Below are 19,285 nucleotides of genomic sequence, written 5' to 3' on the forward strand. Positions count from 1 at the left end.
CTGACACACCGCATTCGCGAGCAAGCCCGCTCCCACCCAAAGCTCACCAGGCGCAATTGAAATAACTCAAGCGGAGGCCCCCATGGCCAACCTGAAAATCAAGAATCTGCAAAAAGGCTTCGAAGGCTTTTCCATCATCAAGGGCATCGACCTGGAAGTGAATGACAAGGAATTCGTGGTCTTCGTCGGCCCGTCGGGCTGCGGCAAATCCACCCTGCTGCGCCTGATCGCCGGCCTGGAAGAAGTCAGCGGCGGCACCATCGAGCTCGATGGCCGCGACATCACCGAAGTCAGCCCGGCCAAGCGCGACCTGGCCATGGTGTTCCAGACCTACGCCCTGTACCCGCACATGAGCGTGCGCAAGAACATGTCGTTTGCCCTCGACCTGGCTGGCGTGCCGAAAGCCGAAGTGGAAAAGAAGGTCGGCGAAGCGGCGCGCATCCTCGAACTGGGGCCGATGCTGGAGCGCAAGCCCAAGCAATTGTCCGGTGGCCAGCGCCAGCGTGTGGCGATCGGTCGGGCCATCGTGCGCAACCCGAAAATCTTCCTGTTCGACGAACCCCTGTCCAACCTCGACGCCGCGCTGCGGGTGCAGATGCGTCTGGAGCTGCTGCGCCTGCACAAAGAGCTGCAGGCAACGATGATCTACGTGACCCATGACCAGGTGGAAGCCATGACCATGGCCGACAAGGTCGTGGTGCTCAACGGCGGCAAGATCGAGCAGGTCGGCTCGCCCCTGGACCTGTATCACCAGCCCGCCAATCTGTTCGTCGCCGGTTTCCTCGGCACGCCGAAAATGGGCTTCCTCAAGGGCAGCATCAGCCGGGTCGACAGCCAGGGCTGCGAAGTGGCGCTCGATGCCGGCACGCGCATCACCTTGCCCCTTAGCAGTGCCAACCTCAAGGTCGGCAGCGCCGTGACCTTGGGCATTCGCCCGGAGCACCTGGAACTGGCCAAACCCGGCGACTGCACCCTGCAAGTCACCGCCGACGTCGCCGAACGCCTGGGCAGCGACACCTTCTGCCACGTCGTGACCGCTTCCGGCGAGGCCCTGACCCTGCGTGTGCGCGGCGACCTGGCCAGCCGCTATGGCGAAACCCTGAGCCTGCACCTGGACGCCCAGCACTGCCATTTATTCGATGCCGACGGTGTGGCGCTGACCCGCCCGCTGCGCGCTGCCGCCTGACTTCAGAGAACCTGTGATGAAACTCAACCAACACAACCTCAACCGCCTCGCCCCCGAAGTGGCCCTGCCCGCCTACACCCTGAGCGACACCCGCCAGGGCATCGCCCATATCGGCGTCGGCGGTTTCCATCGCGCCCATCAGGCCTATTACACCGACGCGCTGATGAACACCGGCGAAGGCCTGGACTGGGCCATCTGCGGTGTCGGCCTGCGCGCCGAAGACCGTCGCGCCCGGGACGACCTGAAAGGCCAGGACTACCTGTTCACCCTGTTCGAGCTGGGGGATACCGACGACACCGAAGTGCGGGTCATTGGCGCGATTCGCGACATGCTGCTGGCCGAGGACGGCGCCCAGGCGCTGATCGACAAACTCGCCGATCCGCAGATTCGCATCGTCTCGCTGACCATCACCGAAGGTGGCTACTGCATCGACGACAGCAACGGCGAGTTCATGGCGCACCTGCCGCAGATCCAGCACGACCTGGCAAACCCGACCGCACCGAAAACCGTGTTCGGTTTCCTCTGCGCCGCACTGGCCAAACGCCGGGCGGCGGGCACCCCGGCCTTCACGTTGATGTCCTGCGATAACCTGCCGCACAACGGCGCCGTGACCCGCAAGGCCCTGCTGGCCTTCGCCGCCCTGCGCGATGCCGATCTGCGGGACTGGATCGATCGCAACGTCAGCTTCCCCAACGCCATGGTCGACCGCATTACGCCGATGACCAGCACCGAGCATCGCCTGCAACTGGCCGACAAGCACGGCGTGGACGATGCCTGGCCGGTGGTTTGCGAACCGTTCGTGCAATGGGTGCTGGAGGACAAGTTCGTCAACGGCCGCCCGGCCTGGGAAAAGGTCGGCGTGCAGTTCACCGACGACGTCACGCCTTACGAAGAGATGAAGATCAAGCTGCTCAACGGCAGCCATCTGGCCCTGACTTACCTGGGGTTCCTCAAGGGCTACCGCTTCGTCCACGAAACCATGAACGACCCGCTGTTCGTGCGCTACATGCGCGCCTACATGGACCTGGACGTGACCCCGCAGCTGTCGCCGGTGCCGGGCATCGACCTGACCGACTACAAGAACACCCTGGTCGAGCGTTTTTCCAACCAGGCGATTGCCGATCAACTGGAGCGTGTGTGCTCCGATGGCTCGTCGAAGTTTCCCAAGTTCACCATTCCGACCATCAACCGCCTGATCGCCGATGGCCGCGAGACCAAGCGTGCGGCGCTGGTGGTGGCGGCGTGGGCGCTGTACCTGAAGGGCGTGGATGAAAATGGCGACACCTATTCGATTCCTGATCCGAGGGCAGCGTTCTGCCAGGCGCTGGTGGCCGATGACGTGCTGATCACCCAGCGCTTGTTGGAGGTCGAGGAGATTTTCGGCACGGCGATACCGCGTTCGGCGGAGTTTGTTGCGGCGTTCGAGTGGTGCTGCAACAGTTTGCGCGAGGTGGGGGTGACGCGGACACTGGAGCGGGTGCTCGCTTGAATGTGGCGGTGAATGTGGCTGCGTCTTCGCGAGCAAGCCCGCTCCCACCTCTGCAATGCGTATACCTGTGGGAGCGGGCTTGCTCGCCAATGGCCTTCCCCGGATTGACCTGACACACCAAGGATCTGCCATGACAAAACAACAATTATTCCTCGGCATCGACTGCGGCACCCAGGGCACCAAAGCCATCATTCTCGACGCCGTCAGCGGTGCAGTGCTGGGCCAGGGCGCCGCCGCGCACAAGCTGATCAGCGGCGCCAATGGCCGCCGTGAGCAGGACACCGAACAGTGGCTGGAGGCCTTCACCCTTGCCACCCGCCGCGCCTTGCTCGCCTGCGGCGTCGATGGCCAGGACATCCTGGGGGTTGGCGTATCCGGCCAGCAGCACGGCCTGGTGCTGCTCGACGATCAGGGCCAGGTGCTGCGTCCGGCCAAGCTGTGGTGCGACACCGAAACCACCGCCGAAAACGATCGGCTGCTGGCCCATCTGGGCGGCGAAACCGGTTCGCTGGAGCGCCTCGGGGTGGTCATCGCCCCGGGCTACACCGTGTCCAAACTGCTGTGGACCAAAGAACAACATCCCGAAGTGTTCTCCCGGATCGCGCGCATCCTGTTGCCCCACGACTACCTGAATTTCTGGCTCACCGGCCGCAGTTGCAGCGAGTACGGCGATGCTTCGGGCACTGGCTACTTCAACGTGCGCAGCCGGCAGTGGGACCTGCAGCTGCTGCGCGACATCGACTCCAGCGGGCGCCTGATCGAGGCGTTACCGCAGCTGATCGACGCCCATGCAGCGGTCGGCACGGTGCTGCCGGCCATCGCCGAACACCTGGGCATCAACCCCCGGGCGTTGGTGTCCAGCGGCGGTGGTGACAACATGATGGGGGCCATCGGCACTGGCAACATCCAGCCCGGTGCGATCACCATGAGCCTCGGTTCGTCCGGTACGGTGTATGCCTACGCCGACTCGCCGACAGTCAGCGCCGATGCCGCGGTCGCGACCTTCTGCTCGTCCAGCGGCGGCTGGCTGCCGCTGATCTGCACCATGAACCTGACCAATGCCACCGGCGTCGTCCGCGAATTGCTGGACCTGGACATCGACTGCTTCAATGACCTGGTGGCCCAGGCCCCCATCGGCGCCGAAGGGGTAAGCCTGCTGCCGTTCCTCAATGGCGAGCGGGTTCCCGCCCTGCCCCACGCCACCGGCAGCATCCATGGCCTGACCATGACCAACCTGACCCGGGCCAATCTGTGCCGCGCCGTAGTCGAAGGCACCACCTTCGGTTTGCGTTATGGACTGGACCTGCTGCGCCACAATGGCTTACAAAGCCGCAGCATTTGCCTGACCGGCGGCGGCTCCAACAGCGCGGTGTGGCGGCAGATCGTTGCCGATATCATGGACACCCCGGTGATCTGCACGCAGCACAGTGAAGCCGCGGCCCTTGGCGCGGCAATTCAAGCGGCGTGGTGCATGGCCCGGGCGAACGGTCACGAGGACAGTCTGCAGGCGCTGTGCGAGCGCTGCGTGAAACTCGACCCGGCCAGCGAAACCCGACCGATTGCCGAAAATGTGCACGCCGCGCAGCAGGCCTATGAACGCTATAGACAGCATGTCGCAACCCTTTAAAGAGTGAACAACTATGTACTTGGTGTGTGGCGAAGCGCTGTTCGACTTCTTCAGTGAAAACGACTCCAGCGGCCTGGCGTCGAAAGTGAATTTCAAGGCGATTGCCGGCGGCTCGCCGTTCAACGTCGCGGTGGGCTTGCGCCGTCTGGGCGTGGATTCGGCGCTGCTGGCCGGTCTGTCCACCGATTACCTGGGTCGACGCCTGTTGCAGGTGCTGCAGGACGAAGGCGTGGCGGAGGATTACCTGCGCGATTTCGCGGCCCCTACCACCCTGGCCATGGTCGCGGTCGGCGCCAATGGCTCGCCGCACTACAGCTTCCGGGGCGAAGGCTGCGCGGATCGGCAGTTGAAGCCTGAACACCTGCCAGAGTTGGGGCCTGAGGTTCGCGGCTTGCATATCGGCTCGTTCTCACTGGTTGTGCAGCCGATCGCCGACACCCTGCTGGCGTTGGTGCGTCGCGAAAGCGGCCGGCGCCTGATCAGCCTCGATCCGAATGTGCGGCTCAATCCCGAACCGAACATCGAGCTGTGGCGTTCGCGCATTGCCACGCTGGTCGAACTGGCCGACCTGATCAAGGTCAGCGATGAGGATCTGAGCCTGCTGTATCCCGAGCAGGACCCTGCGCGGATCATCGATGGCTGGTTGCAGCACCGTTGTCAGTTGGTGTTGCTGACCCGAGGTGGCGAAGGTGCAGCGGTGTTCAGCCGCACGCATGGATCGTGGTCGGTGGCGGCGCGTTCGGTACAGGTCGCCGATACCGTAGGCGCGGGCGATACCTTCCAGGCGGCGTTGATTGCCTGGTTGACCGAACAAGGGCTGGATTCGATTGGAGGGCTGGGGCAATTGAGCCGCGAGCGGATCGACGCGATGGTCAGGTTTGCCGTGCAGGCGGCGGCGTTGACCTGCACCCGGACCGGGCCGGATCTGCCGTACCGCCACCAGTTGGATCTTCGCTGATTTCACTGGCGCCTTCGCGAGCAAGCCCGCTCCCATATTGGGAATGCGTAGGCCTGTGGGAGCGGGCTTGCTCGCGAAGATCGGTTTTGTCCGCCGAGCGGTAGTGGCAAAGCGACAGGTGGCTTTGCGGCGAATTAATCATCGCTTAATCGCGCGGTCAAACGATGACTGGACCGCACGCCTTCAGCACTCCTGATGACCAGTGCGGCTGGTTCGACGATACGTCGAGCTGACTTTCGCCTGCATTGGAGATCGCCCCATGAATTCGCGCGCCCTGCTCGTTTGCGCTGCTCTGGTCTGTGCCTCGTTTACCTCTATGGCCCAGGCCGCCGATACGCCTTCCTCCCCAACCATCCCCTCCTACCACTACGGCATGCCGTTGCATGTGGGCAAGGTCGTTGCACTGACCGAGCCCGACACCCTCGATTGCAAAGTGGTCACGGCCAAAATGAAGTACATCGACGATCAGACCGGTCAACCGGCAGAGCTCGCTTATAGAAAACTTTCCTACGCGTGCAGTTATCAGAACTGACTGAAAAGTCGGAAATATTACCTTGCGGTATTCCTGTAGGGGATCTGGCGCTATGCTCTGTCGCCACCCTCACTGCCGCAAGGATCAGCCATGCAGTTTTCGTTCAGGACGTTGTCAGTTTTTACCGCCGCTTTGTGTTTTTTGCTTGCCATCACCTGGGGTTTCACTCCCGACGCTTTACTCGCTACCTGGGATATCGAATATTCGCTGGCCGCAGGCTTGATCGCACGGCGCATCGCCGTGCTGTTCATGGCACTGGGCGTGATATTTTTCCTGGTGCGTAACGAAGCGCCCTCTCAGACCCGCACTGCATTGAGCAACGGCTTCATGATCGGCTGCTGGGGCCTGGCGATACTGGGCTTCGGCGAATGGCTCAATGGCCATGCCGGTCCCGGAATTTTGCTGGCGGTAGGCGTGGAACTGGCGCTGGGCCTGGCATTTTTCCAGACCCGGCGCTTGTCGGTGGAGCTTGAAACGGCGGGTTAAAGGGCTCTACGCATTGCCAGTCTGTGGGCCGGTTCAACATAGTGTTGTTGAAGATCGGTACGCAGCTCGGCGATCAGATCGTTTATTTCGCGACATCCATTGAGACGCTGGGCATTGATCCCTGTCTTCAATAGATCCAACTGATCGGTTTCACCGTCGGCATACACTTTTACAGTCATGGACAGGTCAGGCGACAGCGTGCATTGGCAGCGTTTGGGCAAGAAACTGCTTTCAATGATATTGCGGAGTTCCAAGGCAGAAAGAAACATGGCGACCCTCTCCTTTGTGAGACTGCCAATCAACTAACGACTAACGACGCACTGACTCGTTTGAAATCTCGGCCAGCTCAAGAACAGCTACAGCATAATTCATGCCCTCAATTGCGCCGTGCTGTTCATCGGTAAATCAATGGCTTGTTGAATTCTTCATGAAAGACCATCGTGCATTTTGCAAAAAGGGCGCTTCGCAACCCTGCGATTTGCATGCCTGCCACGGTCGACCCTGCGCCACGTCAAACACAAACCTCGTTCAACCCAGCCCGCTCGGCGACGTGCCGCAAACTGTCGAAATTGATGTTCGCCCCGGAATCGATCGCCACCAGGGTCTGACCCACCACGCCGGTGCTGGCCACGTACTTCTTGATTCCGGCCACGGCCAGAGCGCCGGACGGCTCGGTGATCGAGCGGGTATCGTCGTAGATATTCTTTATCGCGCAGCAAAGTTCATCGTTGGTAACGGTCAGTACTTCGTCGACCGTCACCCTGCACACTTCAAAACAATGGGCGCCGATCTGTGCGACCGCCACCCCATCGGCAAAGGTGCCCACGGTGGGCAGCACCACGCGCTCATCGGCCTTCAGCGCAGCGTAAAGGCAGGCGGAGTGCTCCGACTCGACGCCGATGATGCGCACTTCAGGCCTCAGGTATTTGACGTAGGCAGCGATGCCGGCGATCAAACCGCCCCCGCCGACCGGGACGAAGATCGCGTCCAGCGGGCCTTGATGCTGACGCAGGATCTCCATGGCGACAGTGCCCTGGCCGGCGATCACATCCGGGTCGTCGAAGGGCGAGACGAAGGTCTTGCCGGTCTGCTCCGCCAGTTGCAGCGCGTGGGCCAGGGCCACTGGAAAACTTTCACCCTGCAGCAACGCCTCGGCGCCGCGACTGCGCACGCCCGTCACTTTCAACGCCGGCGTGGTGGACGGCATGACGATCGTCGCTTCGATGTTCAATTCCCGCGCTGCCAAGGCCACGCCCTGGGCATGATTGCCGGCCGACGCGGTGATAACGCCACGGGCCTTTTGCGCAGCGCTCAAGTTGACCAGCTTGTTGTAGGCTCCACGGATCTTGAAGGAAAAGGTCGGTTGCAGGTCTTCACGCTTGAGCAGGATCTGATTGCCCAGCGACTGCGACAGCGCAGGTGCCGGCTGCAACGGCGTGCGCACGGCCAGTTCATAAACGGGGGCTGCGAGGATCTTTTTGACGTAATGCTCAAGCAGGTTGTGGTGGTTCATTGCCGTCTCCGTGTGGATCAATAAAACCTGGAGACAGAAAATGAAAACCCGCCTCTAGGGCGGGTTGGGTGCTGCAGTCGTGAGCTAGCCCGCCAAATGAGGAATGGCGGTAATAATGCTTGGCTGGCAGCGCGATACGATAAAAGTCATGTCCGGAAATTAGCCGGGCGCTGATGGCAAGTCAATGGCCAATTTTCAGCCCTCGCTGTCGCCCTGCCCCTCACGGACCTGATCTACACGCTTGCCGTGCTGCTTGAGGCGGAACAATCGTTGAGTGTCAGGCAGCATGTTCATTGAATGATCTGCCGCCATCGCGAGCAAGCTCGGCTCCTACAGGGGGGGTGGGGTTGTGCATTGAAGCCGGGTACGACACAGAACCTGTGGGAGCGGGCTTGCTCGCGAAGGCGGTCTCACAGTCTCCCCAGTCACTTCGCCAACCGCTTGAGCCCCAGCACCATCACCCCTGCCCCCAAAAGCATCGCGCTCAGGAACAGTGGATACGACACCCACCACGGCGTACCTGCCGTCATCATGCTGAACTCGGACATGCCGCCAATGCTGGCGATCAGGTTCAGCGGCAGGAACACCACGTTGATCAGGGTCAGTTTGCGCAGCAGGTTGTTCATGCTGTTGTTCATCAGGTTGCCCCGGGCGTCGATCAGCCCGGAGAAGACCGTGGAGTAGATTTCCGCCTGTTTGTAGCACTGGTTGTTTTCGATGATCAGGTCGTCGATCAGGCCGATGGCGTGGGCGTCGAAGTGTTCCTTTTGTGCATGGTTGCGCAGCCGTGTCAGAACCGCGCCGTTGCTGTGGATCGCATTGATGTAATAGATCAGGCTTTCGCTGAGGTTGAACATCTGCACCAGATGCTCGTTCTGCATCGAGGCATTGAATTTCTGCTGCAGCTCCCGGGCGACCAGTTTGATGACCTTCAAGTGGCCCAGATAGTGGTGGATGTTGTTGAACAGCAGGTCGAGCAACACATCCAGCGGCGTCGTGAGCGCCTGGTGCCGGCCCAGGCCGTTGAGCGGTGCGTCGTCGGTGGCAATCACCAGCAGGCGGTCCGGGCACAGCAACAGGCCGCAGGACGACACTTCAAAGGCCAGGCTGCCGCCGCCGGAATAGTTTTCCGGGCGCTTCCAGATCAGGAACAGGTTATCGGGGTGAAACTCGATGCGTGACACCTCGTCGGGGTCCAGCGCCGATGCCAGGGCATGTTCGTCGAGTTTGAAGTGACCGTGCAGCCTGGCCCGTTCGGCGGCATCGGGATTGCTGAACAACATGACTTCGGCATCGAGCCGGTCTACGGCGCGCAATGCGCCCTCAGCCAATTGGAAACACTTGATCATCGGCCGCTCACCAGGCCTGGCCGCGGCGTTTGAGGTCGAGGCGGCGGACGAACTCTTCCAGCACCAGCGAATACAGATCGTCCTGCAGGTAGGCGTCTTCGATGCCGGCGTCCATGTTCGGGTTGTCGTTGACCTCGATCACCACCACTTTGTCGCCGGACTGCTTGAGGTCGACACCATAGAGGCCGTCACCGATCAGGTTCGCCGTTTTCACCGCCAGTTCCACCACCGCCCGCGGCGCTTCGTGAACCGCCAGGGTGCGGCATTCGCCGTTGATGTCCTGATCCTTGGCCTTGTGGTTGTAGATCTGCCAGTGGCCCTTGGACATGAAGTACTGGCAGGCAAAGATCGGTTTACGGTTGAGTACGCCGATACGCCAGTCGTACTCGGTGTAGAAGAATTCCTGGGCCAGCAACAGCACCGAATGCTCGAACAGTTCGGCAGTGGCTTCGAGCAGGGCTTGCTGGCTTTCGACCTTGATCACTCCCCGGGAGAAACAGCCGTCGGGGATTTTCAGTACCAGCGGGAAACCCAGGCGTTCGCCCACCCGCTCGAAGTCTTCCGGTCGCTCCTTGTAAAGGATTTCGGTGGCCGGCATGCCCAGTTGATGGCTGTTGAGCAGGTCCGTCAGGTACACCTTGTTGGTGCAGCGCAGGATCGACGCCGGGTCGTCCATTACCACCAGCCCTTCGCTCTCGGCTTTCTTGGCGAAGCGGTAGGTGTGGTTGTCGACGCTGGTGGTCTCGCGGATCAACAGGGCGTCGTATTCGGCGATTCGCGCGTAGTCCTTGCGCTCGATCAGGTCGACATCGATGCCCAGCGTCCTGCCGACCCTGACGAAATTCTCCAGCGCCCTGGCGTTTGAGGGCGGCAATGCTTCCTGGGGATCGTGCAGGATTGCCAAGTCGTAGCGGGCCAGACGTCGTGACCTTGGCTGGCGCCAGATCTTGCGACTGAAACTGTCCAGGGAGTGGGCAAACTGATCTTCCTGATCTTCGCGCAACTTGTGCAATGCGCCGAACTTTATGCCTTCGATGTGCCAACCATTAGTTCGCCTGAATTCAACTAACAGAATCGGGCAGGCAAATATTTCAAATAACTGCCGGGCCAAGTCCTGCAAAGGTTCGATATTGGTCTTGCCGAAATAAAGGGTCAGGGTAAAACCTTCGGTGTCACTGTAGGCGTGATGACTGAGGGCTTTTTCCAGGGTTTTATCCAGATCGTCCAGTGCCAGACCGTACAGGGATTTTCGAGTCAGTTCGCTGATGGTCCGCACCGACGGTATGACCTTGTGCCCCCGGGCCTCGGCCAGCAGCGAGCAGTAATAACCGTGCCCCAGGTACTTGTAACTGCGGCACAGGTTGATGACCTGGACGCGCTTGCCCTGCTCCCTGTCGCCGGACTGTTCGAGGTACTCCTGAGCGGTGACGATGTCTTCGCTGGGGAAGTAAGAGGCCCAGTCTTCCTTGCGTTCGACGATGATAATCAACTGACTGGAAGTTCTAGTCGAATCATTTAAATAAGTTGCTGCCGGCAAAGTTTGCTCTGATACTTCACGCCAATGACCCTGTACCGCTGACATAGTGATTGATCCGTTTTGGAGAACAAGACCATTCCTATTAAGCACGAGATTTTTTGAAAGTCCCGTTTCGTTACGCAACTTTTACGGCGGTCATATGAATACGCTTTTTCGTTTGGCGGTAATGGACGATTTACCCGCGCTGTTGCAACTGGAGGAGCAATGCTTCACCACGGATCGGCTCAACAGTCGCAGCTTTCAATGGATGATCAGTCGCGCCCACGGCCAATTGCTGGTGGCCCAGGTGGGTGAGGATTTGCTGGGTTATGCGGTGGTGCTTTTTCACCGGGGCACGTCGCTGGCGCGCCTGTATTCGATTGCCATTGCAGCCCGGGCACGGGGCAATGGCTTGGGCAAGCAGTTGCTCGACCGGGTCGAAGCCTGTGCGCTGGAGCATGATTGCGCCTATTTGCGGCTGGAGGTGCGGATCGACAATCCGGCGGCGATCGCGCTGTATGAACGCAATGGGTATCGACGCTTCGCGCTGATTCATGACTATTACCAGGACCACGCCGATGCGCTGCGCCTGGAAAAACGCATCCTGCAGCACCGCGATTCGCGCAATATCCAAGTGCCTTATTACCCACAAACCACCGAATTCACCTGCGGCCCGGCCTGCCTGCTGATGGCCATGGGCGCGCTGGAGCGCGATCGCGTGCTGGAGCGTCGAGAGGAGCTGCAGATCTGGCGCGAGGCGACCACCGTGTTCATGACCGCAGGTCACGGCGGCTGCAGCCCGCAAGGCCTGGCATTGGCAGCCTGGCGCCGTGGGTTTCGGGTGCGCTTGCAACTGAGCATGACCGGACCGCTGTTCCTCGACGGGGTGCGCGACACGCATAAAAAAGACGTAATGCGTCTGGTGCATGAAGAGTTCACGACGCAGCTGCTGGCCAGTGAGGTCGAGTGCGAGGTTGGCGGCGCTTTGAATCTGCCGCAATTGCTCGAGCAAGGCGGACAACCCTTGGTGCTGATCAGCAGCTATCGCCTCACCCGCTCCAAATCACCCCATTGGGTGGTGGTTACCGATTGCGACGATGAGTTCGTTTATCTGCACGACCCGGATGTCGATCACAGCCAGCACCGCCAGGCAATGGACTGCCAGCATCTGCCGGTCAGCCATCAGGAATTCGAGAAAATGTGCAGCTTTGGTCGAGACAAGCTGCGGGCGGCCGTCATCCTCTATCCCCAGCAGACGCCTCCTCTGTAGGAGCGACCTTGCTCGCGATGGTCGTCAACGATGACGCGGGAAACCTGATACCCCGCAGTGTCCCGGCGTCCATCGCGAGCAGGCTCGCTCCTACAGTGGGTGGGCTATTTGAGGCCGATTTTGTAGAGGCCGCCATTCTCTTCATCGGTCAGGACATACAAATACCCGTCCGGCCCCTGCCGTACGTCGCGGATTCGCTTGCTCAGTTCGCCCAGCAAACGCTCCTCGTGTATCACCTTGTCGCCGTCGAATTGCAGGCGGATCAGTTCCTGACTGACCAGCGCGCCGATGAAAGCGTTGTGCTGCCAGGCCGGGAAGCGGTCGGCGTCGTAGAACGCCAGGCCGCTGAGGCCCGGGGATTTTTCCCAGACATGGTGCGGGCTGAGGGTGCCTTCAGCAGTTTTGCCCTTGGCTTCCGGGATTGGCTGGCCGGAATAATTGATACCGTTGGTAGCCAGCGGCCAGCCGTAATTCTTGCCGCGCTCGATGATGTTGAGTTCGTCACCGCCCTGCGGCCCATGCTCGTTTTCCCACAGGGTGCCGTTCCACGGATTGAGCGCCGCGCCTTGTGGATTGCGCACGCCATAGGCCCATATCTCCGGGCGCACGCCGGACTGGCCGACAAAGGGGTTGTCGTCCGGTACCTTGCCGTCGGGATAGATCCGCACGATCTTGCCTTGCAGCTTGTCCAGGTCCTGGGCGGTCGGGCGATCGTTGTTTTCACCCAAGGTGATGAACAGATAGCCATTGCGATCGAACACCAGCCGCGAGCCGAAATGGTTGCCAACCGACAGCTTGGGCTCCTGGCGGAAAATCACCTTGAAGTTCTTCAGGCTCTTGAGGTCTTCGGACAATTGCCCGCGGCCCACGGCTGTACCGGCCTTGTCACCCTCGCCACCACCTTCGGCAAACGACAGGTACACCGTGCGGTCTTCACTGAAGTCCGGCGACAGCGCCACGTCCAGCAGGCCGCCCTGCCCCTTGGCCCAGACCTTGGGCACGCCGTCGATGGGCGCGGACAGCTTGCCATCGGTGCTCACCACCCGCAGATTGCCGGGCCGCTCTGTGACCAGCATGCCTTTGCGGTCCGGAAGAAACGCCAAGGCCCATGGATGTTGCAGGCCATCGGCAATGGGCGTGACCTCGAGAGTGCCCTGTTCACTGTTCATCTCCTGAGAAGAGGCCGCCCACACGGGCGCCGCAACGCTGAACCAGGCACTGGCACAGAGCGCCGCCAGCAGAGGTTTGAGGGGGAATGGTCGCAACATGCACGGTTCCTTTTGTCATGTGGAAGGCAGATGGGTGCACCGGCCGGCCGGTCAGCGATTGCTGGCACCCGGGTCTCTGGGCGGTGGATTGGGAATGAATCCGGGAGGCCTGGCCGGCGCCGGTTGCCCCTGATAGCGATTGCCGATGCCACCGTTGTCGAGGGTCGGCGGGCGCGGCACCGGCACGGTGTTTGGGCCTCGAACTGCCGGGGCGCTGGGTTGCGTGCCCTGCATGCTGTTGGGATTGGCCCGGTGAATCGGGCTGTTATAGGGATTGTTATTGCCGCTGTTGGGCAAGGTCTGCGCCTGGGCCATCGCACCGAGCGCAACGCTCAAAGCCAGGGCGGTCAAACAGGTTACGCATCGGTTCATGGGGTAGCGCCTCTCATCGAATGCGTGGATAGACTCTTCGATAGCACGCTACGCCCAGGGTTCGCATTTGTTAACCAAAAACCCCGCGAGAAAGATGTAACACCAAGTTGATGCGCAGGATTGCCCCGGTCCCACGCCGCTGAAACTTTTGCGCCAGGCTCAGGGTCACCTGATCATCACTCGCGAGTAGACGACCATGGCACGGGCAATCTGGAAAGGCGCAATCAGTTTCGGGCTGGTGCATATCCCCGTGGCGCTGGTCTCGGCGACCTCCTCCCAGGGGGTGGATTTCGATTGGCTCGACAGCCGCAGCATGGACCCGGTGGGCTATAAACGGGTCAACAAGGTCACCGGCAAGGAAGTCACCAAGGAGCACATCGTCAAGGGCGTTGCTTACGAAAAAGGCCGCTACGTGGTGCTCAGCGAGGAGGAAATTCGTTCGGCACACCCGGTCTCGACCCAGACCATCGACATTTTTTCTTTTGTCGAAGCCGATCAGATCCCCCTGCAGAACATCGACACCCCCTATTACCTGGCGCCGGACAAACGTGGCGGCAAGGTCTATGCGTTGCTGCGCGAAACCCTGACCAAGACCAATAAGGTCGCTCTGGCGCGGGTGGTGTTGCATACCCGCCAATACCTCGCGGCCTTGATGCCCCTGGAATCTGCCCTGGTGCTGGTGAAACTGCGCTGGCCGGCGGAAGTGCGCGGCCTGGATGCATTGGAGCTGGGCCCGGACGTGACCAAGGCCGAATTGGCCAAGGGCGAACTGGACATGGCCAAACGGCTGGTGCAGGACATGAGTGCCGAGTGGTCGCCGGAGGATTATCGCGACGAGTTCGAAGACAAGATCATGGCACTGGTGGACAAGAAGGCCCATGAAGGCAAGATCGAGGATGTCGAGACCGATACCGGCGAAGAACAGCGCAAGACCGCCGATGTAATCGATCTGACCGAACTGCTCAAGCGCAGCCTGGGCGGCAAGGGCGGGAGTAAAGCGGCACCGGCCAAGACCAAGGCAGCGGGTAAGCCGGCGGCGAGGAAGAAAGTCAGTAAATAATGGGGTGTATGGACTGGCCTCTTCGCGAGCAAGCCCGCTCCCACATTGAATTTGCAGCGTTCACAGCGCCAATGTGGGAGCGGGCTTGCTCGCGAAGGCGGCTTCAGCCTGACTGCCTATTCAGATCAATACAAAAATCGCCAGCAACCCACCGAAGATCGCCCACTTCTCCAGGTAGTAGAGCTTGCGATTGCGCTTCTTCAGCTCTTTGCCTCGCAGGCGAATCTTGTAGATCCTGCCGAACAACCGATTGATGCCACCGGTCTTGTCCCCCGCCTCATTCGGCGCGCCGGCAGCCGACATCACATTGCGGCTGAACCAGCCATTGAGTGCCGCCGCCCAGCGATACTTCATCGGACGCTCCACATCACAGAACAGAATGATGCGGTTCTGATCGGTGGTATTTTCCGCGTAATGAATGAAGGTCTCATCGAACATCACCGCCTCGCCATCGCGCCAGTGGTAGTTCTGGCCATCGACATTGATGTAGCAGCCCGCGTTGTTGGGCGTCTCCAGGCCCAGGTGATAGCGGTAAGAACCGGCATAGGGGTCACGGTGGCGCACCAGTTTGGAGCCCGGTGGCAACTCGGCAAACATCGCCGCCTTGATCGAGCCAATGCTCTGCACCAGTTCAGTGGTGCGCGGGCAGAGTTTCATCGCAGACGGGTGACTGTCGCCGTACCACTTGAGGTAGAAGCGTTTCCAGCCGGTCTTGAAGAACGAGTTGAAACCCACGTCGTCGTACTGGTTCGAACGCTTGATCTCCCCGGCGCGCAGCAGGTTCTGGCCCTCGACGCGGATCTCTTCCCAGTGAGCCTGCAACGGGCTCAGGTCAGGGAAGTCCGCCGGATTCAGGTAGGGCTTGTTGGGGATCTTCGAGAACAGATAGAGGAAGCAGTTGATCGGCGCCAGGAATGTCGAGTGATCGCTCAGTTGGCGGCCCAGTTTGTGGCGAACGCGACCGCGCAGATGCACGTACGCGATGGAGATAACGTAAATAGCAGCAATGATGAGTTTCACGGAAATCGTCACACGTCAGAAGTGAACAAACTGCGCCCCCTTGCCAGCGTGCTGGCCTGCGGGTCTTGTGCAGCGTCTGCATTCGAAAAGCGGTCCGCCCGCCCATCCTCGAGCAATGCCGAAAACAGGCATCAGGTGATAGGTGGCAATTTAGCCACAGTTTGTAACCAATAGTTAACCTATAACAATCAAAATCTGTCGTTCGATACGACCAAAGTGTTGCCCTGGCTTGATTGCCCTATCGCTTGAACAGCCAGACCAGTACAATCGCCGCCAAACTTTGCGCCCCCCTTGGTTGATGACGGCACTCCCCGGCTTCAGCACACTTCGACTCGGGCCAAGCGCTCTACTGCCGCACCCTGGCTACTCTGAATGCTTCGCAGGAAAAACCTTTGATTTCTACAGCTAACATCACCATGCAGTTCGGCGCCAAGCCGCTTTTCGAAAACGTTTCGGTCAAGTTCAACGGTGGCAACCGTTATGGCTTGATCGGCGCCAACGGCTGCGGCAAATCGACCTTCATGAAGATCCTCGGCGGCGATCTGGAGCCGTCCGGCGGTCAGGTCATGCTCGAACCGAACGTGCGTCTGGGTAAATTGCGCCAGGACCAGTTCGCCTACGAAGAATTCACCGTGATCGACACCGTGATCATGGGTCACGAAGAGCTGTGGAAGGTCAAGGCCGAGCGCGACCGCATCTACTCGCTGCCGGAAATGAGCGAAGAAGACGGCATGGCCGTGGCCGAGCTGGAAACCGAATTCGCCGAAATGGACGGTTACACCGCCGAATCCCGTGCCGGTGAACTGCTGCTGGGCCTGGGCATTCCCCTGGAGCAGCATTTTGGTCCGATGTCTGAAGTGGCTCCGGGCTGGAAGCTGCGGGTGTTGCTGGCCCAGGCGCTGTTCTCCGATCCGGAAGTGCTGTTGCTCGACGAACCGACCAACCACCTGGACATCAACACCATTCGCTGGCTGGAATCGATTCTCACTGTGCGTAACAGCACCATGATCATCATTTCCCACGACCGTCACTTCCTCAACAGCGTCTGCACCCACATGGCCGACCTGGACTATGGTGAGCTGCGCCTGTTCCCGGGCAACTACGACGAGTACATGACCGCGGCGACCCAGTCCCGCGAGCAACTGCTGTCGGACAACGCCAAGAAGAAAGCCCAGATCGCCGAGCTGCAGACCTTCGTCAGCCGCTTCTCGGCCAACGCCTCCAAAGCCAAGCAGGCCACTTCCCGCGCCAAGCAGATCGACAAGATCCAGCTGGCCGAAGTCAAGCCGTCGAGCCGCGTCAGCCCGTTCATCCGCTTCGAACAGACCAAGAAGCTGCACCGCCAGGCCGTGACCATCGAGCAGATGTCCAAGGGCTTCGACGGCAAGACCTTGTTCAAGAACTTCAGCTTCACCGTCGAAGCCGGCGAGCGCGTAGCGATCATCGGCCCGAACGGTATCGGCAAGACCACCCTGCTGCGCACCCTGATGGGCGAGCTGACACCGGACGCCGGCTCCGTGAAGTGGACCGAAAGCGCGGAACTGGGCTACTACGCCCAGGACCACGCCCATGACTTCGAAGACGACGTGAGCCTGTTCGACTGGATGGGCCAGTGGACCCAGGGCGAGCAGATCATCCGCGGCACGTTGGGCCGGATGCTGTTCTCCAACGACGAGATCCTCAAGTCGGTCAAGGTCATTTCCGGTGGTGAGCAAGGCCGCATGCTGTTCGGCAAGCTGATCCTGCAGAAGCCGAACGTACTGGTGATGGACGAACCGACCAACCACCTGGACATGGAATCGATCGAAGCGCTGAACCTGGCGCTGGAGAACTACCCGGGCACGCTGATTTTCGTCAGCCACGACCGTGAGTTCGTATCGTCGCTGGCCACCCGCATCATCGAGTTGAGCGCCAACGGCGTAACCGACTTCAGCGGCACCTATGACGACTACCTGCGTAGCCAGGGTGTGGTGTTCTAACAACCTGTAGGAGCGAGCTTGCTCGCGATGGACGCTAACGAAGACGCGGGTTTGCGGGTAAAACCCGGCGTTTTCGAATCCATCGCGAGCAAGCTCGCTCTCGCAATGCAGCACCATCAAAACCGTTAGCCTGCTTCCTTTTCTCCCGCCGCCACGCCATCATGCAGCTCTCCCACCGCCGCCCGCGAACGAGCCCCCATGTCTGCGCAGCAACAGCCCCCGCAAAGCTCCCTGGCGATCACCCTGCAGATCGTTTCCATCGTCTTCTACACCTTTATCGCCTTCCTCTGCATCGGCCTGCCGATCGCGGTGTTGCCAGGTTACGTTCATGAACAGCTCGGCTTCAGTGCGGTGATCGCCGGGCTGACCATTGGCTCGCAATACCTCGCTACCCTGCTCAGCCGCCCCATGGCCGGGCGCATGTCGGATAACGTCGGCACCAAGCGCGCAATCGTCTATGGCCTGTCCGGCATCGTCCTGAGCGGTGCGCTGACCTTGCTCTCGACCCTGCTGCAAAGCCTGCCGTTGCTGAGCCTGTCGATCCTGATCGCCGGGCGCTTGTTGCTGGGAGTTGCCCAGGGCTTGATCGGGGTGGGCACCATCAGTTGGTGCATGGGCCAGGTGGGGGCCGAGCACACGGCGCGCTCAATTTCATGGAACGGTATTGCCTCCTATGGCGCGATTGCCATCGGTGCGCCGTTGGGGGTGGTGATGGTTGCTGAGCTGGGCTTCGCCAGCCTTGGGGTTGCCCTGTCGGTGTTGGCCGCGCTGGCACTGGTGCTGATCCGCAACAAGCCCTCGGTGCCGGTGGTGCGCGGTGAGCGACTGCCGTTCTGGGCGGTGTTCGGGCGCATCGCGCCGTTTGGCGCGAGCCTGAGCCTGGCGTCCATCGGCTATGGCACCCTGACGACCTTCATCACCCTCTATTACCTGAATCGTGGCTGGACCGGCGCAGCCTATTGCCTGACGGTGTTCGGCGTGTGCTTTATCGCTGCGCGATTGCTGTTCATCTCCAGCATCAGCCGGTTTGGCGGGTTCAGCTCGGCCATTGCCTGCATGAGCATCGAAACCGTCGGCCTGGCGCTGTTGTGGCTTGCGCCGTCGACGGGCTATGCCCTGATCGGCGCCGGCCTTACCGGGTTTGGTCTGTCGCTGGTGTATCCGGCGCTGGGGGTCGAGGCGATCAAACAGGTGCCCAACTCCAGCCGTGGCGCGGGATTGAGTGCCTATGCAGTGTTTTTCGATCTGGCACTGGCGATTGCCGGGCCATTGATGGGGGCCGTGGCGCTGAATCTTGGGTATTCGTGGATTTTCTTTATGGCGGGGTTGTTGTCTGTCGGGGCGCTGGGGCTGACCTTGCTGCTCAGGCATCGGGCGATGGCCTGACATGCCACCTGTTGGAACGAGCATGCTCGCGAAGGACTCAAGTGCACCGCGTTGAGCCAGTCGACCCGCGTTATCGTTAACGTCCATCGCGAGCAAGCTCGCTCCTACAGAAAAGCAGGCGTACCCCGGCCGACACTAAGCCATCGCTGGCAGGTCGATTCCTCGCACCGCAGCTCCCACAGGTTTTGAGCCGTACGCACATTCAACGGACAACCCCACCCCCTGTAGGAGCGAGCTTGCTCGCGATGGTCGTCCAGGCGACGCGGGGAGTCAG

The 19,285-nt window shown here is 60.7% G+C and carries 16 protein-coding genes and 1 pseudogene; 10 read left to right on the forward strand and 7 right to left on the reverse strand.

The window, feature by feature from the left end:
* Window positions 1–82 precede the first annotated feature (82 nt).
* The 6 genes from B0W55_RS23780 to B0W55_RS23805 all read left to right on the forward strand — a co-directional run bounded on the left by B0W55_RS23780 (window position 83) and on the right by B0W55_RS23805 (window position 6,278).
* The gene (locus tag B0W55_RS23780; RefSeq protein ID WP_077048352.1) at window positions 83–1,186 is read left to right on the forward strand and encodes an ABC transporter ATP-binding protein; all 1,104 of its coding nucleotides are present in this window, start codon (window positions 83–85) and stop codon (window positions 1,184–1,186) included.
* Between the two features lie 16 nt (window positions 1,187–1,202).
* Window positions 1,203–2,675 (forward strand): mannitol dehydrogenase family protein, encoded by a 1,473-nt coding sequence (locus B0W55_RS23785; RefSeq protein WP_077048353.1) that lies wholly within the window; start codon window positions 1,203–1,205, stop codon window positions 2,673–2,675.
* Window positions 2,676–2,805: 130 nt separating this feature from the next.
* Window positions 2,806–4,302, forward strand: a complete 1,497-nt coding sequence (gene xylB, locus B0W55_RS23790) for a xylulokinase (protein ID WP_077048354.1) — start codon at window positions 2,806–2,808, stop codon at window positions 4,300–4,302.
* Window positions 4,303–4,315: 13 nt separating this feature from the next.
* Window positions 4,316–5,260: a carbohydrate kinase gene (locus B0W55_RS23795; RefSeq protein ID WP_077048355.1), complete on the forward strand. Its 945-nt coding sequence runs from the start codon at window positions 4,316–4,318 to the stop codon at window positions 5,258–5,260.
* Window positions 5,261–5,519: 259 nt separating this feature from the next.
* A complete protein-coding gene (locus B0W55_RS23800) occupies window positions 5,520–5,792 on the forward strand; it encodes a DUF2790 domain-containing protein (protein WP_077048356.1) in 273 nt (90 codons plus the stop codon).
* A 90-nt stretch (window positions 5,793–5,882) separates the two neighbouring features.
* A complete protein-coding gene (locus B0W55_RS23805) occupies window positions 5,883–6,278 on the forward strand; it encodes a hypothetical protein (protein WP_077048357.1) in 396 nt (131 codons plus the stop codon).
* Here the strand turns inward: B0W55_RS23805 and B0W55_RS23810 are convergent.
* The 4 genes and pseudogenes from B0W55_RS23810 to B0W55_RS23825 all read right to left on the reverse strand — a co-directional run bounded on the left by B0W55_RS23810 (window position 6,275) and on the right by B0W55_RS23825 (window position 10,722).
* Window positions 6,275–6,547 carry a DUF1652 domain-containing protein gene (locus B0W55_RS23810; protein WP_077048358.1) on the reverse strand — a complete coding sequence of 91 codons (273 nt, stop codon included), beginning with the start codon at window positions 6,545–6,547 and terminating at the stop codon, window positions 6,275–6,277. The two genes, B0W55_RS23805 and B0W55_RS23810, sit on opposite strands and share 4 nt — an antisense overlap.
* 254 nt (window positions 6,548–6,801) lie before the next feature.
* Window positions 6,802–7,791: pseudogene (gene ilvA, locus B0W55_RS23815) on the reverse strand (threonine ammonia-lyase, biosynthetic); the annotation flags it as partial.
* Between the two features lie 425 nt (window positions 7,792–8,216).
* Window positions 8,217–9,140 carry a magnesium transporter CorA family protein gene (locus B0W55_RS23820; RefSeq protein ID WP_077048360.1) on the reverse strand — a complete coding sequence of 308 codons (924 nt, stop codon included), beginning with the start codon at window positions 9,138–9,140 and terminating at the stop codon, window positions 8,217–8,219.
* Window positions 9,141–9,147: 7 nt separating this feature from the next.
* Entirely contained in the window at window positions 9,148–10,722 is a 1,575-nt protein-coding gene (locus B0W55_RS23825) for a RimK family protein (RefSeq protein WP_077048361.1), read from the reverse strand.
* Window positions 10,723–10,816: 94 nt separating this feature from the next.
* Here B0W55_RS23825 and B0W55_RS23830 point away from each other — a divergent pair, with 94 nt between their 5' ends.
* On the forward strand, window positions 10,817–11,926 hold the full coding sequence (locus B0W55_RS23830) for a GNAT family N-acetyltransferase/peptidase C39 family protein (protein WP_077048362.1): 1,110 nt from the start codon (window positions 10,817–10,819) through the stop codon (window positions 11,924–11,926).
* A 104-nt stretch (window positions 11,927–12,030) separates the two neighbouring features.
* Here the strand turns inward: B0W55_RS23830 and B0W55_RS23835 are convergent, their stop codons facing one another.
* A complete protein-coding gene (locus B0W55_RS23835; RefSeq protein WP_077048363.1) occupies window positions 12,031–13,194 on the reverse strand; it encodes a PQQ-dependent sugar dehydrogenase in 1,164 nt (387 codons plus the stop codon).
* 51 nt (window positions 13,195–13,245) lie between these two features.
* The gene (locus B0W55_RS23840; protein WP_077048364.1) at window positions 13,246–13,566 is read right to left on the reverse strand and encodes a hypothetical protein; all 321 of its coding nucleotides are present in this window, start codon (window positions 13,564–13,566) and stop codon (window positions 13,246–13,248) included.
* Window positions 13,567–13,762: 196 nt separating this feature from the next.
* Here B0W55_RS23840 and B0W55_RS23845 point away from each other — a divergent pair, with 196 nt between their 5' ends.
* Entirely contained in the window at window positions 13,763–14,626 is an 864-nt protein-coding gene (locus B0W55_RS23845) for a Ku protein (protein ID WP_077048365.1), read from the forward strand.
* A gap of 120 nt (window positions 14,627–14,746) precedes the next feature.
* On the opposite strand, the gene lpxO is transcribed toward B0W55_RS23845, so the two are convergent.
* The gene (lpxO, locus tag B0W55_RS23850) at window positions 14,747–15,646 is read right to left on the reverse strand and encodes a lipid A hydroxylase LpxO (protein WP_077048368.1); all 900 of its coding nucleotides are present in this window, start codon (window positions 15,644–15,646) and stop codon (window positions 14,747–14,749) included.
* A 392-nt stretch (window positions 15,647–16,038) separates the two neighbouring features.
* On the opposite strand from lpxO, the gene B0W55_RS23855 reads away from it, so the two are divergent.
* Entirely contained in the window at window positions 16,039–17,625 is a 1,587-nt protein-coding gene (locus B0W55_RS23855) for an ABC-F family ATPase (RefSeq protein ID WP_077048366.1), read from the forward strand.
* Between the two features lie 198 nt (window positions 17,626–17,823).
* Complete coding sequence (locus B0W55_RS23860) at window positions 17,824–19,011, forward strand: MFS transporter (RefSeq protein ID WP_077048367.1); 1,188 nt, start codon at window positions 17,824–17,826, stop codon at window positions 19,009–19,011.
* Window positions 19,012–19,285 lie beyond the last annotated feature (274 nt).

It is taken from the genome of Pseudomonas sp. KK4, from assembly GCF_001984065.1.
Lineage (GTDB): Bacteria > Pseudomonadota > Gammaproteobacteria > Pseudomonadales > Pseudomonadaceae > Aquipseudomonas.

Bases quoted from the DNA above. Each gene is read 5' to 3' on its own strand.
- B0W55_RS23780 (WP_077048352.1), top strand. From the start codon at position 83: ATGGCCAACCTGAAAATCAAGAATCTGCAAAAAGGCTTCGAAGGCTTT.
- B0W55_RS23785 (WP_077048353.1), top strand. From the start codon at position 1,203: ATGAAACTCAACCAACACAACCTCAACCGCCTCGCCCCCGAAGTGGCC.
- xylB (WP_077048354.1), top strand. From the start codon at position 2,806: ATGACAAAACAACAATTATTCCTCGGCATCGACTGCGGCACCCAGGGC.
- B0W55_RS23795 (WP_077048355.1), top strand. From the start codon at position 4,316: ATGTACTTGGTGTGTGGCGAAGCGCTGTTCGACTTCTTCAGTGAAAAC.
- B0W55_RS23800 (WP_077048356.1), top strand. From the start codon at position 5,520: ATGAATTCGCGCGCCCTGCTCGTTTGCGCTGCTCTGGTCTGTGCCTCG.
- B0W55_RS23805 (WP_077048357.1), top strand. From the start codon at position 5,883: ATGCAGTTTTCGTTCAGGACGTTGTCAGTTTTTACCGCCGCTTTGTGT.
- B0W55_RS23810 (WP_077048358.1), bottom strand. From the start codon at position 6,547: ATGTTTCTTTCTGCCTTGGAACTCCGCAATATCATTGAAAGCAGTTTC.
- B0W55_RS23820 (WP_077048360.1), bottom strand. From the start codon at position 9,140: ATGATCAAGTGTTTCCAATTGGCTGAGGGCGCATTGCGCGCCGTAGAC.
- B0W55_RS23825 (WP_077048361.1), bottom strand. From the start codon at position 10,722: ATGTCAGCGGTACAGGGTCATTGGCGTGAAGTATCAGAGCAAACTTTG.
- B0W55_RS23830 (WP_077048362.1), top strand. From the start codon at position 10,817: ATGAATACGCTTTTTCGTTTGGCGGTAATGGACGATTTACCCGCGCTG.
- B0W55_RS23835 (WP_077048363.1), bottom strand. From the start codon at position 13,194: ATGTTGCGACCATTCCCCCTCAAACCTCTGCTGGCGGCGCTCTGTGCC.
- B0W55_RS23840 (WP_077048364.1), bottom strand. From the start codon at position 13,566: ATGAACCGATGCGTAACCTGTTTGACCGCCCTGGCTTTGAGCGTTGCG.
- B0W55_RS23845 (WP_077048365.1), top strand. From the start codon at position 13,763: ATGGCACGGGCAATCTGGAAAGGCGCAATCAGTTTCGGGCTGGTGCAT.
- B0W55_RS23860 (WP_077048367.1), top strand. From the start codon at position 17,824: ATGTCTGCGCAGCAACAGCCCCCGCAAAGCTCCCTGGCGATCACCCTG.